Here is a 17,123-nt window from a genome sequence, read left to right as displayed (position 1 = left end):
CCGGCATTCGTTGGCGCCATGGCTGGATCGAGCCTGACTTTGCACAACTCAGCGACCAGAATGCTGCACAAGCATCTGCATTATCTTCTGTTCGCGGATGACGACATGCCACGCTGAGCTACCAACGGATAATTCAAGCTCACGCCGCAGCCTTGGGTCATGCACGATGCATGGCCCACTGCAGACCCGACGGCTCGGCCATTTCACGCTCGCCTCGGCAGCGAACACCAGCCCATCCAGTCGCATCTCCATCGGCACCGCGACGGCTGCCACGCTATGCACCCGCGTCCATCGACATCACAGATCAACGCCGAAGCCAACACCGGCAGACTTCTCACCGCCACCGAAGGCGCCCCCCAGCGAGAACGAACCGCGCGTGCCCAGCCGCACGCCATAGCCGATCGACAACGCCTGCTCTCCACCCTGGAACCCAGCACCCACCGCGATGCGGCCGCGTGCGCTTTGTCCGCCGGCAGCATTCATCGCCATGTTGGTCATCGCCGAGGTCATCGCGCCCATCCGGTCGATACGCCGGTCCTGATTACGCAGGCGTTGCTCCACGCCGTCGTGGAACCGGGTGAAATCGTCGCTGAATGCCGCCAGCGCGCTGTCCGTATAGGCGTTGGCGCTGCGCAGGGTCTGGGTTGCGGTTGTATCGGTGTACTGGTTTGCAGAAGCCAGTGTCGCGGCATCTCCCGCGCGGGCCTCGCTGCGCACTGTCGCCACCTGCGTAGCGGTGTAACCGTTGGACGCGGCCAAGGTCGCGACGTCGCCGGCATCGGCATGCGCGCGCGCCGCCTGCACACCCATCGCTTGACTGTTGGCGACCTGCTGGTCGGTGTACTGGTTGGCCGAATCCAGGGTTGCGACGTCGCCAGCGGCCAGATCGCTGCGGACAGCGGTCTCTCGCGTATCGGCGTATTGCTTGGCCGAGTTCAACGTCGCCGTATCGCCAGCGCTCATGTCACTGCGGATGCCGGCCTCGCGGGTGTCGGTGTACTGGTTGGCGGACGTCAGCGTCTGTGCATCCGCAGCGGCCATGTCGCTACGGACCACCGCTTCACGTGCGTCGGTATGTGCCTTGGACGCATCCAGCGTGGCGGTGCCATTGGCTGCGATGTCACCACGGATGGCCGCCTCACGGGTGTCGGTGTAGCTGTTTGCAGAAGCAAGGGTTGCTGCATCACCGCCGGACATGTCTGCACGGATTGCCGCTTCACGGGTATCGGTGTGCTGGTTTGCAGCGGCCAAGGTCGTGGCATCGCCACCGGCCATATCCGCGCGAACAGTAGTTTCGCGCGCATCCGCATACTGATTGGCGGACACCAGGGTGGCCGCATCACCCGCTCCCATGTCCGTGCGTATTACGGCTTCGCGTGCCGTGGTATGGCCATTGGCCGCCGCCAGCGTCGCTACGGCCCCGGCATCAGCGTATGCCTGCAGGGTGGTCTGCTGTTGGCTGACGGTCGCATCCAATGCGGAAAACGCACTGCCAACATCGTGATGTGCGGCACCCTGGATGGAATAGGTCGGCGCAGTCGATACACCGCCGCTGTAGCTCGCTCCACCGCCCAGCCACGAAGTAACGCCGGCCAGCCCCGCGCCTGTGGTGGCCGCCATTGCATTCAACTGCGCCATGTTGGCTGCGTCGTTGTCCGCCACACCCGCAGCCACATTGGTGACCCTGCGTTTCACCGTCGCCGAGCCCACCGAGACCACGTTGGCGAGGCCACCGTCACTGCTGCCGTAGCCCAACGCCACTGAGCCGCCACCGGCAGCTACGGCATTCCTGCCGATGGCGACGTTGTTATCGGTACCTGCGGCACCCGCTGCGCCCCCGAAACCACAGCACATGTCATTGCCAGTACCGCCGTTGCCAGCTTGGCTGCCATCGCCCAAGGCAATATTGAAGTTGCCACCGTCCGCGCCGTTTCCGCCAGTACCGCCCGAAGTACCGGTGCCCGCCGTGCCACCGTTGCCCGCGCTGCTGCCCCTGCCAAACGCCAGGTTGTAGGTGCCGCCATTGCCACCGACCCCGCCAGTTCCACCCGCAGTTCCATTGCCACCCTGCCCCCCCATGCCGGCCGAGCTGCCCTGCCCGAAAGCGGTGTTGCCGGTGGCATTGCCCAGCCCGCCTGCGGAGCTGCTCCAGCCCGGCATGTTCGGGCCTGCAGGGCCGTCACTACCCACCCGGCTACCGTCCTGGCAGGCGATGGCACCGGTGGCGGTGTCCTGCACGCAAGGCGCCGTCGGCGAGGTGCCGCCAACCACTTCAGCGGCACGCGCTGGCAACAAAGTAAGCAAGGCAAGCATGACAGCCGCCGCCAGCGGCACAGCTTTGGTGATGACGTGACCGTTCATCATGGAATCCCCCGAATCAACAAGGGGCAAAGCTAACGCCGGGTATGCTTGTCCCGCATCCACGAAATCAGGTAGTCGACAGCTTGCCGGCTCGTCGCCGGCTCACCCCATCAGTGGCAAGACCAAGGCCAGCCGGGTGCCGCTGCCATTGGCAGCGGGTGATACCTGCAGCTCACCGCCCAACCTGCGCGCGCGCAGCCGCATGCTGGCCAGTCCTGCACCTGTGCGCGCCACAACGGTGCCGCCAGCGCCCTGATCCAGGCCGACCCCGTCATCGTCGATATGCAGTTGCAGCTGGTCACCCTGCCTGCGCAGATGGATATCCACGCGCTGCGCGCGACTGTGCTTGAACACATTGGTCAGGCCTTCCTGCAGCAGGCGCAACAGGTCCAGGCTGCGGCTGGCGCCAAGCTCGATCCCATCGATATCCTGTAGATGCCAGTGCGCCTGGATATCGACCGCGTCCAGCAAGCCACTGGCACGGTGCCGCAAGGGCGCCAGCAGCTCGGCCAGATCGGCCTGCTCGCGTGCGGTACTGTCGATGACCAGACGCAGGTCGTCACGCATCTCACGCAGTACGCCGATGATCTTCTCTCGCGGCATCTCGTGCGGCGCCTGCTCCAGGCGTGCAATGGCACCCACCAAGGTACCGCCGAAGCCATCGTGAAGATCACGTACCAGCTGCAGGCGTTCGCCAGCACGACTGTGGGCGAGTTCGAGTGCATGTTGTTGCCGCAAGGTATCGGCCAGCTGGGTGGTCGCTTGTTGCACCTCATCACGCAATTCTTCGTTGAAGCCTTCGACCCGTTGCATGGTGTTGGCGAAGCGATACGCGAGTACAAAACCCATGCCGAGCAGCATCAACGGTGAGGTGAACGAGCCCAGATAGCTCACTCCGCCATACCAGCCCATGTACACGCCAAGGTCGTGCAGCGACACCGCGATCGGCAGGATGATGCACAGCGCCAGCACCTGGTAGTCCCGACGACCACTGCGCAGCGCATAGGCCATGAAGGTGAACGACACTACGTACAGGAAGGCGATGGTCGGTACCAGATAGACATTCCGGTTCGGCCCTAGCCATTGCGGCCACAGCAAGGCGCCTGCCATGACCAGTACAGTGATAACCAGCAACACGCGCTCCAGTCGCGGCCAGCGACGCTCGCAGAAACGCAGCAGGAAGATCGTATGCGCCGCTGCCGCTGCGACGTAGCAGGCACCGATGAAAGCCTGCCAGCCATCAGTGGTGGCGAACGGCCACGGGCTGCTGGCAAAAAAGTTGCTGTCGTATAGGCGTCCGAACACCGCGCTCAAGGCATACCAGCCGTACATCGACTCCTTGCGTCGCAGCAGCCAGAACATGCCGATCACTGCCGCCAGCACGAAGCCAATCGCGCTATCCAGCACCTGCAGGTCATGGCGGACGAAAACCTCCTTGCGGAAGCGTGCCTGCAGGGTCTGCGGATCGCCCACGTCCACCACACCCAGCGAAGGCTGGTAAGCAGCCAGGCCCGACACCCGTACCAGCAGTTCGTTCTCGCCCTGTTTCAACAACGGCGACTGCAACAGAAAATAGCGCGGTGCATGCCAGCTACGTGAGAGCGGCTCGACCAAGGATGGATCGCGGTCGATCAGGCTGCCGTTGAGATAGACCGCGGCCGCCATGCAGGTGTAGTCCAGTAACAGACCTGTCGGTTGGTTGGCATCGGCTTGCTGCCAACGTAGCCGATACCAGACCACGCCGTCATGATCCGGCCAGCGGGTCTGCCACTGGTCGGCCAGAGCTACCTGCACCCAACCCTGCGCGGGTGGCGCTGGCGATTGCCAGTCGGCGCGCACCGCCTCGGCGTCGGCAATGCGGGTGATGTCCGCTGGCTGCGCGCTGGCGCTGCCAACGCAGGCTAGCAACAGCAGCCACAACAACCAGCGGATCAAGGCAGCAGTCCCATCGCGCGCGCTTCGTATACCGCCGCGGTCCGCGAACCTACCGCAAGCTTGCGGTAGATGTTGCGGGTATGCGCCTCGATGGTCAGCCGTGACAATCCCAGAAGCTCGGCGATCTCGCGATTGCCATAGCCCTGTGCGACATGGCTGAGAATGCCGAGTTCGCGCTCGGACAAGTGCACGCTGGGGCTCGCTGGTGAAGCAACTGGCGGCTGTGCGGCGGGCAGTAATGCCAGAATTCGCCGCGCGATCATCGGATCAATCGGTGCGCCGCCGCGTTGCAGGCTGCGTAGCGCAACCGTCAATTCGATATCGTCGCGGTCCTTCAGCAGGTAGCCCACGGCGCCTGCGCGGAGCGCGGCGAAAATGGTTTCTTCTTCGGCGAATGCGGACACGATCACTGCCTGCAGCTGCGGTAGGTGCTGCTGCATCCAGCTGATCAGATCGGTGCCGGTGCCGTCGGGCAGCTGCATGTCTACCAGGGCCAGGTCGACGTGATGGGTTTGCAGAAGTGTGCGGGCGCTGCCGAGATTATCGGCCGTGTGGACCTGCGGCTGTTGGTCAGCCAGCAATTCAGCCACGAGCCGAGCCAGCCTCGCCAGCGAAGCTGCGTCGTCGTCGATGATCAGAATGGAAGACAGCTCCATCGGCCCCCGCCATGGTCCGTGTTGTGGCGGAGTTTAGCGTGGTCTTATGGTGGGATTGTGATGGGGGCACCTAGAGCGGAAAAGCTGCTTCCGTCTGGATCGTTAGGCGAGGCGGCCCTCACCCCCTGCCCCTCTCCCGCAAGCGGGAGAGGGGAGGAAGCCCAGCTTCGGTTGGATCTGGAAAAAGCCTCGGCTTCCGGCCGACTCTGCTTTTAGTCCTTCGCTCTCGCTCTTACCAGGTACGACGCAGCGGGTGGGCTTCGGTGTTGAAGACCACGCCGTCGAAGTCTAGGGTCTTGGCCGGGGCGAACAGCAGGTAGTAGTACTTGAACGTCTCGGCGAACAGGAAGCTCTCCATCGAGTCGTCCTTCTCCTTGCTGCGGACGTCCTTCAGTGCGGAGAAGCCGTGATCGGTGCGGGTGTAACGCACGAAATCATCGAAGAACTCCTTGCCCATGCCGCGGTAACGCGCGTCACCGGTGTAATGGTGCAGGTAGTACGCGGACTCGACGATCTCCGGGCGCAATGCATAGCTCGGCGAGCGTACTTCCATCTTGGCGTAGTCCAGCGACTCCGGTTCGATGTCGTGCAGGCGCCACATCTTCAGGTTGGATTCCTGCAGGCGCTTGGCACGATCCAGGTCACCGCCCAGGGCCAGCAGGCCCGGCATGAACGCATCCAGCGCGCCATAAGTGGTAGACGTGCGGGCACCGGTGTCCATGTCGGCGTGGCCGTACCACAGCTCGCCCGGGCGGGATTCATCGGCCAGGTACTGGTTGATCGGGCCGATGCTCTCGTCCCACATCTTCTTGCAGTCCTCGTCGCCGAACAGCTTCCAGCACTTGAGCAGGTACTCGTAGTACGAGTCGATGCCGCCGGCAATCGAGGCGTCCTTGTTGGTCCACTCGCCGGTCTCGACGTTGATGTTCAAACCGACCAGGCCGATCTTGGAACGGCGCTTGTGGGTTTCCACCAGCGCACGCTTGGCCTTGTCGTAGTAGGCCTGCTTGCCGGTGAGCTTGGCCAGGGTGCCGAACTCCAGCAGCAGCGTGCCGGTTTCGGCCGGGTTGCTGATCTTGCCGCTGGTCTTGCCGGTGTGCAGATTGACGTGGGTGTACGGCAGGCCCGTCGGGCTGTCGAAGACCGGCGACAGGCGCGTGCCCAGGTCATCGGCGAGCTTGAGCAGGCGCTCGTCGTTGGTCATCTGGTAGGCCGACAGCAGGCCACCGAGCAGACGGATGGTGACCTCGAAGTTCTGCACATCCATGTCCTGGTCAAAGGACAGCTGGGTGACGATCAGCTCACGGGCTTCGTTGGCTTCCTTGTCCAGGCCGAGCAGCAGCAGCGTGTCCAGCGCGTCGACCGGCGACATCAGCAACGGCTTGGGATACCAGTCGCGCGGCTGGCCGCTGATCGGCTTCAGATCATCGTGGCCCTTGGCGTACTGCATGTAACCCTGCCAGGCATGGCGGGTGGCCTCACGGACCTGCTCGGCCATGCGTGCGGCTTCGGCGTCATCGACGGCTGGAAGCGCGGCGTCAGCCGGTGCTGCGGCAGAGGCCGGTGCGGCCGGGGTGGTGGCGGGAGCGGCGGCCTGCTGGCTGCAGGCGGAAAGCGCCAGCATCAGCGCGGCGACCAGGGGGGCGGTACGCAGGGAACGGGTCATCAGTGAATCCTCTCGACGGAAGCGTTGTCTTGCGATGCAACGGGACGGGACTGCAGGGTGTCGCCCAGCGTCTGCAGGTGCAGGGCCGTGCGCAGGGTGGAAAGCGGTGCGGTGCTGCGCACGATCAGCGTGCGGGTCTGGCCCGGCAGCAGGTCGAAGGCATTGTCTTCGACGCTGGCATCGGCATTGTTGAAGCCGATCCAGATACCGCGGACCAGTTTGTCGGCACGCAGCTGCAGCAGGTAATGATCGCCTTCGGCGCGCAGCTCACTGTGCAGCTGTGCCGGCTGCAAGGCTTGCTGCTTGGCGGGGACGAAATAGACAAGACGCTGTGCCAGTACTGCGTCGCCACGCAGCAGTTCGAAGACCGCGACGCTGCGGCTTGGATCAGCGCCGTGCAGCAGCTCGGCGTCGCTGAGGCGTGCAACCTCGGTGGCCGAAAGCGCGGGCAAGCTGATGGCCTTGCGCTGCTGCTGCAGCTCCCGCCCATCGAAATCCAGCACGCGTACACGCCACTGCCCCTGCAGTGCTGCACGGCCATCGTTGAGCAGACTGAAACGGGTACTGCCTTCATCGCGCAGCGCAGCCACCGCCACCTCGGCGAAGAAGCGCCGCGCGTGGAAGTTCAGCGCCTTCCAGTTGCCGTAGTAGTCGACGCTGGACCAGGAGGCACCCGGCCACACATCGTTGAGCTGCCAGTACAGCGAGCCCATCGTGTACGGACGCGAGGCACGGTGATGCAGTGCTGCAAGCTCGATGCCTTCGGCCTGCATCATCTGGCTCAAGTAGACGAAGTCAGGGAATGACCGCGGCGTACCGAATTCCATCTCGATGTAATGCAGCAAGCGCTCATTGCCCTTGCCAGCCAGGAACTTCTGGTGGGCCTGGATCACCGGCCCATCCACCTGCTGCTCTTCCGGCTTGGCGAAAGCGTTGATGGTCGACAGCTGCGGCCAGGCCTGCAGGCCGTACTCGGACATGAAGCGCGGGGTTTCTTTCAGATATGCGGTCGGCGGCAAGGCCGGGTTGCCCCAGACTTCCCAGTAATGCTTGTCGCCACGGCGTGAGTCGTTGGCCTTGGTATCCAGGTCATTGCTGGGCGAACTGGCCCAGTAGGGCACGCCCAGGCCCTCCTCGGCGACGACAGCGCGCAGGTCCTTGCCGAACAGGTCCTCGTAGCCCTGCCAGACCTTATCGGCGAAGACCGGATCAGCCTCCTTCAAGGTCTTGCCGTGGCCCCAATCCTTCCACGCGGTTTCTTCTTCGTTGTTGCCACACCACAGCACGATGCTGGGGTGGCGGCGCAGGCGACGGATGTTGTCGCGCGCTTCGGCAACGACGTTTGCCCTGAATGCGGGGTCATAACCAGGCTGCATGCCGCCGCCGAACATGAAGTCCTGCCACACCAGCAGGCCGAGTTCGTCGGCGATGTCGAAGAAGGCATCGTCTTCGTAATAACCGCCGCCCCAATTGCGCAGCATGTTCATGTTGGCATCGCGCGCGGCCTGCAGGTCGCGGCGCAGGCGTTCGCGGGTTACCCGTGCCGGGAAGGCATCAAACGGAATGACATTGGCACCCTTGGCGAACACCGGCACGCCATTGATGACGAAGCCGAAGCCCTGCCCGCCGTCCTTGTCCTCTTCGCGCTGCAGCTGCACGGTGCGCAGGCCGATGCGGATGCTGGATTCCAATACTTCCTGCTTGCCGTCGCCCAGCCGTGCCTGCACGGTGTAGCGATCCTGCGCGCCGTAACCCACCGGCCACCAGCGCCGCGGCTTGTCGATCTGCAAGGGCAGCGACACGCTGTTCTCACCTGGCGTCAGCGCGACATCGCGCTTGATCTGCTCGACCGTCTTGCCGTCCGGATCACGCACATCGATGACGATCTGCTGGGTCGCTGCCTTTTCTGCCTGCTCCACCTGCAGCAGCACGCTCAACCTGGCCTTGTCCGCATCCAGCGCATCGGTGCGCACGGCCAAATCGGTGATGCGTTGTTGGTCCCAGCTATCCAAGTGCACCTGCCGCCACACACCGGCGGTGACGTAGCGCGGGCCCCAGTCCCAGCCGAAGTGATAGGCCGGCTTGCGCACGAAGTTGCCGACCATCGCGTCCTTGGGCTCATCACCGTAGGGCGAAGGGTAGTTACCGGCAATCTTGTGCGGCATTGCCTGCACTAGTGGCAACAGCGTGCGGATCGGCGAGCGGAACACAATCTGCAGTTCATTACCCTGCGCGCGCAGGCGGCCGTCCACGCGGGCACGCCAGGTGCGGTGCGCGTTGTCGGCTTTCAGCAGCGGCTGGCCGTTGAGGCGGACTTCGGCGAAGGTGTCCAGGCCCTCGAAACGCAGTTCGGCATGCGTGCGTGCAAGCGTTGTTGCATCCACATCGAAACGGGCGCGGTATTCCCAGTCAGCAAGGCCGATCCACTGCAGGCCGGCTTCGGCGGCGCCTACGTAAGGATCGCCGATCAAGCCGGCGGCCATCAGGTCGGTATGCACGCTACCCGGCACGGTTGCTTGTTTCCACGCATCCATGCCCGGATGCGCCTGCAGCTGTGCATCACCCGGCAGCAGGCGGAACTCCCACTGTGCCTGCAAGGATGCAGCCAACGCTGCGCTGGAAGTCAGCCACAGGGCACACAGCAACAGGCCGCGACATGCGTGTTGAGCATGAATTTGTATCGATCCAAATTTCAGGTGCATGTGCCGCATGCTGTTTCCTCCCTGTTGCTGCTTCCGCTTGTGTTTCTGCTGAGTGACACGACCAGGAAACTGTCGCCGTCATCAACGCACGAATCTCGTTGACGCTGGCTCCCGCTGTTGCCGCGAGAGCCCGGAGCGATCCCCGCCTTCGCGGGGATAGCGACCGAAACAATGCGAATGCTGTTGGTCAGCCCTCGCGCACCACATTCAATACTTCGTGGCAGGCGCCCATGGTGTGGTAATCGGTTTTGCCGGCCGGGCTCTTCTCGTCGTCGTACTTGCCGTTGTCGGCATCGAGGATGCGGAACCAAGCCCCATAACGATAATCGACGAAGTACTGCCACGAGTACGCCCACAGCCGGTCATACCACTCCCAGTAGCCGGCATCGCCGGTGCGCTTGGCCAGCAGCGCGGCGGCGGCAAGCGATTCGGCCTGCACCCAGAAGTACTTGTCATCGTCGCAGACGAAACTGTCGCCACCAATCGCTGCGCCGTCCATGTTGGACTGACGGCGAGACTCCGGTGCAAAACCGTAGTACAGGCCACCGCGCGCTTCATCCCACGAGCGCGTCATTGAGGTATCGAACAGATGCCGCGCAGTCGGCACCAGCCAATCGGCATCGACGTGGCGATCGAGGATCATCAGCAACTTGGCCCATTCGGTCTGGTGGCCGGGCTGGAAACCCCATGGCCGGAACAGATGCTTGGGGTTGTCCAGGTTGTAGTTCCAATCGATGTTCCAATCGATGTCGTAATGCTCCCAGACCAGACCGCCAGCCTTGGCTGCTTGGCGACGGGTCATGTTGTCGGCCAACTGCAGAGCGCGCTGCAGATAGCGCTGTTCGCCGCTGGCCTCGAACGCCGCCAGCATCGCTTCGCACATATGCATGTTGGCGTTCTGGCCGCGGTAACCAGTGAAGTTCCAGTTGGCGTCGGCTTCGTCGCGGTACAGGCCGTGCTGCGGCTCCCAGAAGTGGCGTTCCAGCAGCTGCCAGGTCTCGTCCATCCACTCGCGGCCCTGCTCGATGCCGGCTTTCAACGCGCAGCTGTAAGCCAACAGCACGAAGGCCACGCCGTAACAGTGGTTCATGTCGTCCTCGACCTTGCCGTCGCGCAGAGTCCAGGCATAACCGCCGGTGGCCGGATTGCGGTGCACGTCACGCAGGTAGCGCACGCCGTGCTTCACCGCATCCAGATACTCGGCATTGCCATATTCGCGGTAGGCCATCGCATAGTTGAAGACGAAGCGGGTACTGCTTACCAGATGGCGATGGCTGCGGTCGTAGATGCTGCCGTCGTCACGGTAGTAGTGGAAGAAGCCGCCATCCGCATCGATGCAATGCGGATGGTAGAAGGCCATCGTGTCGGCGATATGCGCGCGCAGGAAGGCCGGGGAACGGAAATCGGGCGTGGTGGTCATGCGATGGCTTCCTGTTGCTGCAGCAGCTGCTGTACTTCACTCAAAGACGGCATCGCGGCAAACGCGCCCTTGCGGGTTACCGCCAAGGCACCCACCGCGGCAGCGAAGCGCAGCGTGCCGTTGATTGCATTCGGGGTCTGGCAGAACGCCGCAAAACCAGCGCCTGCGCCACCACGCTCGACCAGCCCAACCAGCACGCCGCCGACAAAGGCGTCGCCGGCAGCGGTGGTATCCACCGCCTGTACACGGAAGCTCGGCACCTCACCTTCGCCATGGCGCGTATACCAGCGCAGCGTGCCGGCACCGTCGGTGACGATCACCCAGCGCGCCTGTGCGGCCAACAGACGACGCAACACCTGTGCATCGCCATCGGCGCCAAGCGGCGCGGCCAGGTAATCGAGCTCTTCGCGCGAGAGCTTGATCAGGTCCGCGCGTTCCAAGGCCTGCCACAGACGCGGCGAGGGATCGACACCCGCTGGCCACAGCGCCGGGCGCAGGTTCAGATCCAGGCTGACCACCGCGCCGGCGGCGCGTGCGCGCTCCATTCCTTCGAACGTGGCTGCGGCGATATCCGCTTCGGTCAGGCTGTTGGAACAGACGTGGAAGCAGGCAGTGCCGTCAAAGCAGGCCGCCAGATAGTGCTCGGCACGGAACAGCAGGTCCGCGGCCGGCGGGCGGTAGAAACTGAAGCTGCGTTCGCCATGCGCGTCCAAGGCGACGAAGGCCAGCGCGGTCTTGGCTACGTCGGTGCGCACGATGCAGTCGGTTTCAACACCGGCCTGCTGCAGGCTCTCCAGCAGGAAGTCACCAAACATGTCGCGGCCCAACATGCCGGCGAAATGGCTGCTGGCTCCCAGTCGCGCTGCCGCCACCGCGACGTTGGCGGGGGCACCGCCGGCGTACTGCAGGAACGCGCGCGGGGTGTCGGCCGAGGCCGGCGGTTGCGCTAATAGATCGATCAAAATTTCGCCGAAACAAACAATCTTGCCCATCTGGCCTCAGTCCTTCTGGCTGACACCGGTGCTGGCGCGTGACCCCACCAGCCCGTAGAAAATGATGTAGCCGTAGCACAGCAACGGCAGTACGAATGAATGGTGCACGCCGATGCGGTCGGCCAAAATGCCCTGCAGGAACGGCACCACCGCGCCGCCGACAATGGCCATGATCAACAGGCTGGATGCCTTGTTGGTCAACGGCCCCAGGCGCTCGATGCCGAGCGCGAAGATGGTCGGGAACATGATCGAGTTGAACAGGCCGATTGCCACGATCGAGTACAAGGCCACCTGGCCTTCCGTGCCCATGGTCAGGGCCAGCAAGCCGACGTTGATCATTGCGAACAGTGCGAGCAGCTTGCGCGGCGAGAAGCGCACCAGCAGCAACGAGCCGGCAAAGCGGCCGATCATCGCCATGGTCCAGTACAGCGACACATAGTGCGTGGCCTGCTGCTCACTGAAACCGCCAATGTTGGGCTGCGACAGGTAGTTGACCAGGAAGCTGCCGATCGAAACCTCGGCACCCACATAGAAGAAGATGCCCAGCACGCCGAACAGCAGGTGCTTGTGGCGCAATGCGTCGCCGTAGCTGTGGCGCGCACTGTCGGCCTGCTCGCTGTTCTCGCTCAGCGACGGCAGTCGGAACAGGAACACGAACAGCGCCAACAGGAACAAGGCCACAGCCAGACCAAGATACGGCCCCTGCACCGACTGCGCTTCCTGCGCGCGGTAGGCCAGCTGGTCGGCCAGCGGCAGCGCGGTGATTTCATCGGCGCTCTTCACCGTGTTGCCGAGGATCAACATGCCGCCGAAGATCGGTGCGATTGCGGTACCCAGCGAGTTCAAGGCCTGTGCCAGCGTCAAACGGCTGGAACTGGTGCGCTCCGGACCAAGCAGCGCGACATAGGGATTGGCCGCTACCTGCAGCACGGTGATGCCGGTTGCCAGCACGAACAAGGCCGCAAGGAAGGCGCCATAGACGCGCAGCTCAGCCGCCGGCCAGAAGCCAAGCGCACCAATGCCGGCAATCACCAGGCCAGCGACGATGCCCTGCTTGTAGCCAAGCCGCGCCACCAGTCGACCTGCGGGCAGCGACATCAGGAAGTAGGCACCGAAGAAAGTGAACTGCACCAGCATCGCCTGGGTGTAGTTCAGCTCGAACACCGACTTCAGATGCGGAATCAGGATGTCATTGAGGCAGGTCAGGAAGCCCCACATGAAGAAGATGGTCGTCGCCACCGCCAAGGCCACGCGCGTATTGACCACGGGCGCCGACTGGCTTGATGAAGATGACGGCGATGTTGGTATGTGCATGTGGGCTGCCTGGATACGGTAATCGGAAGGTGGGGCTACGGAATCAACTTGGCCTTGCTGCACTGCTCTCGCGGATACGCAGCTGCACCGGTGCGACGGTGCGCATCGGTGCAGCGTCGGGGTTGTCCAGACGCTGCAGCAACAAGGCTGCTGCCTGCCGGCCACGTTCGCGCGGATCAGCGGTCAGCGTGGTCAACGGCGGCACCGCGACCGCAGCCTCGGAGATATCGTCGAACCCGGTAACGGCGAAGTCACCACCCGGGCGTATGCCACGTGAGGTCAGGCCCAGCATCAGGCCCAATGCAACCGTATCGTTGTAGCAGACCGCCGCGCTGGGACGCTGTGCGCTTTCGAACAATTCGCCGGTACGTGCAGCGGCTTCCAGACGGTTGGGTGCGGACTCGATCAACCAGTCCGCATGGAAGGGCAAGCCCGCTTCACTCAATGCCTGCTGGTAACCCAAACGACGCTGCGCGCAGGAACTGGATGCGCCATGCCCGCCAAAGAAAGCGATGTCACGATGACCGCGTTCGATCAGGTGACGGGTCGCCATGTACGCACCGTGCTGGTTATCCAGGGTGAGGAAATCCCAATCCGCGCCAGCCAGTTCACGGTTGAACAGCAGCACGTTGGCATGCGCACCCAATACATGCCGCAGCTCTTCGGCATCGCTGCCTTCGGCTGGCGACAGAATGAAGCCCGTCGGCGTGTGTTCCATCAAGGTGCTCAATACCGCCTGCTGGCGCTGCGGTGATTCGCCGGTGCTGCCAAGCAAGGTCACGAAGCCCTTGCCACCCAATGCTTCGTCCACGCCCGAGGCAAATTCGGCGAAGAACGGGTTGGACAGATCGTTGATCACCAGCGCGATCGAAGACGAAGTGCGCCGCCGCAGGTTGGCGGCGGTGCGGTTGTACACATACCGCTGCTTGCGCAGCTCGGCCTCGACCTTGGCGCGGGTGTCGACATTGACCAGGGGGCTGCCACGCAGCACCAGCGATACGGTCGCCCGCGACACGCCCACCGCCTGTGCGATGTCGGTGACGGTGACCGCGCGTTGGCCGGTCTTGCGTGCGCCCTTGGCGCCGGTAGAAGTGTCTTTCATCATTTCCGCTGCGGTTCCGGGATGCGCCAAGCCTATAGGATCGCGACCAGCGCTTGCGCTGCCCGCGCCCTTGTTGCCGGCCTTGGCGCTGCCCTTGCTCACAGCTGGGCGCTGCCTGGGGTGGCGCAGTACGACACCGGCAGGTCGGCCGTTGCGGTGCCCCAGCCCTGCTCCGGTGCCTGCGCACCGAGGGTGAAGCGCACATCGCCGCCCTGCTGCAGGCGCTGCCAATCCAGCCACACCGCCGGCTGCGGCTTGCCATCGACCTGCACGCTCTGGATGTACTGCAGGCTGCGCGGATCAGCGCCCGGCGCCTGCAGGCGCAGCGTGCGGCCGTTGCCCAGGGTGATCTCGGCCTTGCTGTAGCGCGGTGCATGCAGCAGGAACTGGCCGCTGCCCGGCACTGCCGGGTACAGGCCCAGCGCGCTGAACAGGTACCAGGCCGACATCGTGCCCAGATCGTCATTTCCGGTGACGCCGTTCGGCGCATTGGTGAACAGCTGCTGCGCGGCACGGACCACGGTAGCGGTCTTCCACGGCTGGCCGATCAGCGTATACATCCACGGCGAATGCAGGTCGGGCTCATTGTTGGGGTTGTAGCGGTACTGGTTGTAATAGCTGTACGGGCCAACCACCCATTCCTTGCGTGCGGCGGTGAGCGGCGCCTGCAGCAACGCGTCGTAAGCGAAGAACGCATCCAGGCGCTTGCCGGCCTGTTCGCGGCCGTGCATGGCCTGCAGCATGCCTGGCACGTCCTGTTGCATCAGCCACTGGTACTGCCAACCAGTGCCCTCATGGAAGCCATGTTCCGAACGCGGACTGTAATGGCCATCGGCCGGCGTATACCACTTGCCGTTCTCGTCACGCGGACGCGGGAAACCAGTGAAGCCGGTTTCGGCATCACGCACATCGGCATCCCATACCTTGTGCCAATTGCCACCGCGAGTGCGCAGAGTCGCTGCATCGTCGGCGTGGCCCAGTCCATCAGCCATCTGTGCCAAAGCGCAATCGGCCAGTGCGTATTCCAGCGTTGCCGAGCCGCCGTGGTGCGGATCAACGTCCATGCCCTTGGATGGGTACGCACGGTCGTAACCAACATAGCCGTTGGCCAGATAGCTGGCGTTACCGGAACGACCGGCATGACGCGAATTGATCGGCGGCACCTCGAATGCGTTGCGGCGCAGTGCACCCCAGGCTTCCGCCTCGCGGCCCTTCAGCGCACCAAAGCGCCACAGGTCAACCATAAACGGCGTTACCGGGTCGCCAGTCATCACATTGGTTTCGAAGTTGGCATAGCCCCAGCGCGGCAACCAGCCGCCTTGCTCGTTGATGGCAAGCAGGCTGCGGCCGATATCGCGCGCGACTTCCGGGCGGGTCAACGCCAGCCACTGGTTCTGCGTGCGGTAGGTATCCCACAGCGAGAAGTACTCGTAGTACGTCCAGCCATCGGCGCGATGGATGACATCGTCATAGCCGCGATAGCGGCCATCGGCATCACTGCCGGTCATCGGTTGCAGCAGCGCGTGGTACAGCGCGGTGTACAGCACGGTGCGGTCATCGGAACTTGCACCTTCGACCTTGACGCTGCCAAGCTGCTCACGCCACTGCGCCTGCGACAGCGCGCGCATGCGATCAAAGCTCAACAACTTGCCACCCTGCATGCCATCGCTGCGCAGATTGCTGCGCGCACCTTCGGCATCCACGTGCGAGATCGCGCTGGTGGCGGTAACGCTGCGGCCATCGGCCAGATCAAAGCTCAACCACGCACCATTCGGCTTGGCCTCGCCCTCCATGCTGTGGCGCGCGCCGGGCAGGCCGCCTTCTTCGCCCCAGGTACCGTGCGCCTTGAACGGGCGATCGAACTCGATGCGGAACCAGGTGGTGTACTGGTGGCCGCCGCAGAAACTTTTGGTGACCAGCTTGCCCTCCACCGCACGATCGCCAACCACGTCGATGACGCTGCCGATCACCGAATGGCGCTCGTTGGCCTGGGCGACGTTGACCAGCACCTGGCCTTCGCTGACGCCGACGCTGAAGGTGTAGCGCTCGGCGGCGGCGCGGGTCAGCGCGGTGGTTTCCACGTCGATGCCGCGGTAATCGGTCAGGCGGACTTTGTAGTAACCGGCCTGCCCTACTTCGCCGTCATGGCTGTACGCCGAGGCATAGTTCTTGTGGTCGAAGCGCTTGGGGTCCTTGGTATCGAAATCACCGCCCGGACCAATGCTGCCGGTCACCGGCAATACCGAGACCTGCCCGCCCTGCTCCCAGCACCCGGCGCCGGAAATGAAGGAATGACCGAAGCCGCGGATCTTTTCATCGTCGTAGCGCCAGCCGGAGTAGTGGCTGCCGATCGGGCTGACCTGGATCAGACCAAACGGCGCCGACGCGCCCGGGAAGGTATTGCCGTCATCCTTGCTGCCGATGAAGGTGTTGACCTCACGCTCCAGCGCGGCCGACGGCGCAGCCTGCAGCAACGGCGCGAAACTCAGCGCCAGCAGACAGGCAGCCGTTGCCAACGGGCGGCGGCGGGAATGGACGGTGGATGGCGATCGGCTCATGCATTGGATCCTTGGGTCGGTCGGTACGGCAACGATGTCGGTACGGCATAAGTTGGCCCGGCCAAGCCGGGCCGCTGATGTCCAGCCCATCCGGGAACGGGATGGGGGAGAGATGCCAGGCATCAGCAAAACGGGTTGGCCCCCGCAGCTGCCCCGACGGCCGTCACGACGGCAGCCAGCGGGGCAAAAGCAGCAAACATTGGGCCTTGGAAAGTGCTACCCGGCAGTGTTTTCAGTGACTTGCAGCTAGCCGGACCCCGCCCTGCGCGGCCCCACCTGCATGCCCGGAAGCACCTTGCCGAAAATTTAGATCGATCCAAGTAAAGCATGAGCATTTCGCTCAGCGCATTCTGCGGCGCAACATCGACAGGAAAATCCACCGTAGTGCCGAGCAATGCTCGGCACTACCTCCTACCC

10 protein-coding genes are annotated in these 17,123 nt (G+C 63.8%); all 10 read right to left on the bottom strand.

The features are described from left to right. Positions 1-297: 297 nt before the first annotated feature. Positions 298-2,361 (bottom strand): hypothetical protein, encoded by a 2,064-nt coding sequence (locus tag ACVOLR_RS03190; protein WP_481535145.1) that lies wholly within the window; start codon positions 2,359-2,361, stop codon positions 298-300. 102 nt (positions 2,362-2,463) lie between these two features. Continuing rightward, positions 2,464-4,296 (bottom strand): sensor histidine kinase, encoded by a 1,833-nt coding sequence (locus ACVOLR_RS03185; protein WP_481535144.1) that lies wholly within the window; start codon positions 4,294-4,296, stop codon positions 2,464-2,466. Further along, on the bottom strand, positions 4,293-4,952 hold the full coding sequence (locus ACVOLR_RS03180; protein ID WP_481535143.1) for a response regulator: 660 nt from the start codon (positions 4,950-4,952) through the stop codon (positions 4,293-4,295). Before ACVOLR_RS03180 ends, ACVOLR_RS03185 begins: the two co-directional genes overlap by 4 nt. A 232-nt stretch (positions 4,953-5,184) precedes the next feature. Continuing rightward, positions 5,185-6,618 carry a glycoside hydrolase family 47 protein gene (locus tag ACVOLR_RS03175; protein WP_481535142.1) on the bottom strand — a complete coding sequence of 478 codons (1,434 nt, stop codon included), beginning with the start codon at positions 6,616-6,618 and terminating at the stop codon, positions 5,185-5,187. After that, positions 6,618-9,320 (bottom strand): beta-mannosidase, encoded by a 2,703-nt coding sequence (locus ACVOLR_RS03170; RefSeq protein ID WP_481535208.1) that lies wholly within the window; start codon positions 9,318-9,320, stop codon positions 6,618-6,620. Before ACVOLR_RS03170 ends, ACVOLR_RS03175 begins: the two co-directional genes overlap by 1 nt. Positions 9,321-9,507: 187 nt before the next feature. Further along, a complete protein-coding gene (locus ACVOLR_RS03165; protein WP_481535141.1) occupies positions 9,508-10,740 on the bottom strand; it encodes an AGE family epimerase/isomerase in 1,233 nt (410 codons plus the stop codon). Further along, complete coding sequence (locus ACVOLR_RS03160) at positions 10,737-11,732, bottom strand: carbohydrate kinase family protein (protein WP_481535140.1); 996 nt, start codon at positions 11,730-11,732, stop codon at positions 10,737-10,739. The genes ACVOLR_RS03165 and ACVOLR_RS03160 overlap by 4 nt, the downstream gene beginning before the upstream one ends. Positions 11,733-11,738: 6 nt before the next feature. Continuing rightward, the gene (gene fucP / locus ACVOLR_RS03155; RefSeq protein WP_481535139.1) at positions 11,739-13,046 is read right to left on the bottom strand and encodes an L-fucose:H+ symporter permease; all 1,308 of its coding nucleotides are present in this window, start codon (positions 13,044-13,046) and stop codon (positions 11,739-11,741) included. 43 nt (positions 13,047-13,089) lie between these two features. Continuing rightward, a complete protein-coding gene (locus tag ACVOLR_RS03150; RefSeq protein ID WP_481516894.1) occupies positions 13,090-14,148 on the bottom strand; it encodes a LacI family DNA-binding transcriptional regulator in 1,059 nt (352 codons plus the stop codon). 98 nt (positions 14,149-14,246) lie between these two features. After that, positions 14,247-16,706, bottom strand: a complete 2,460-nt coding sequence (locus ACVOLR_RS03145) for a GH92 family glycosyl hydrolase (protein WP_481535138.1) — start codon at positions 16,704-16,706, stop codon at positions 14,247-14,249. Between the last annotated feature and the right edge of the window lie 417 nt (positions 16,707-17,123).

This window comes from Stenotrophomonas sp. STEN030, from assembly GCF_056759995.1.
This window is presented reverse-complemented; position numbering and strand designations above follow the sequence as displayed.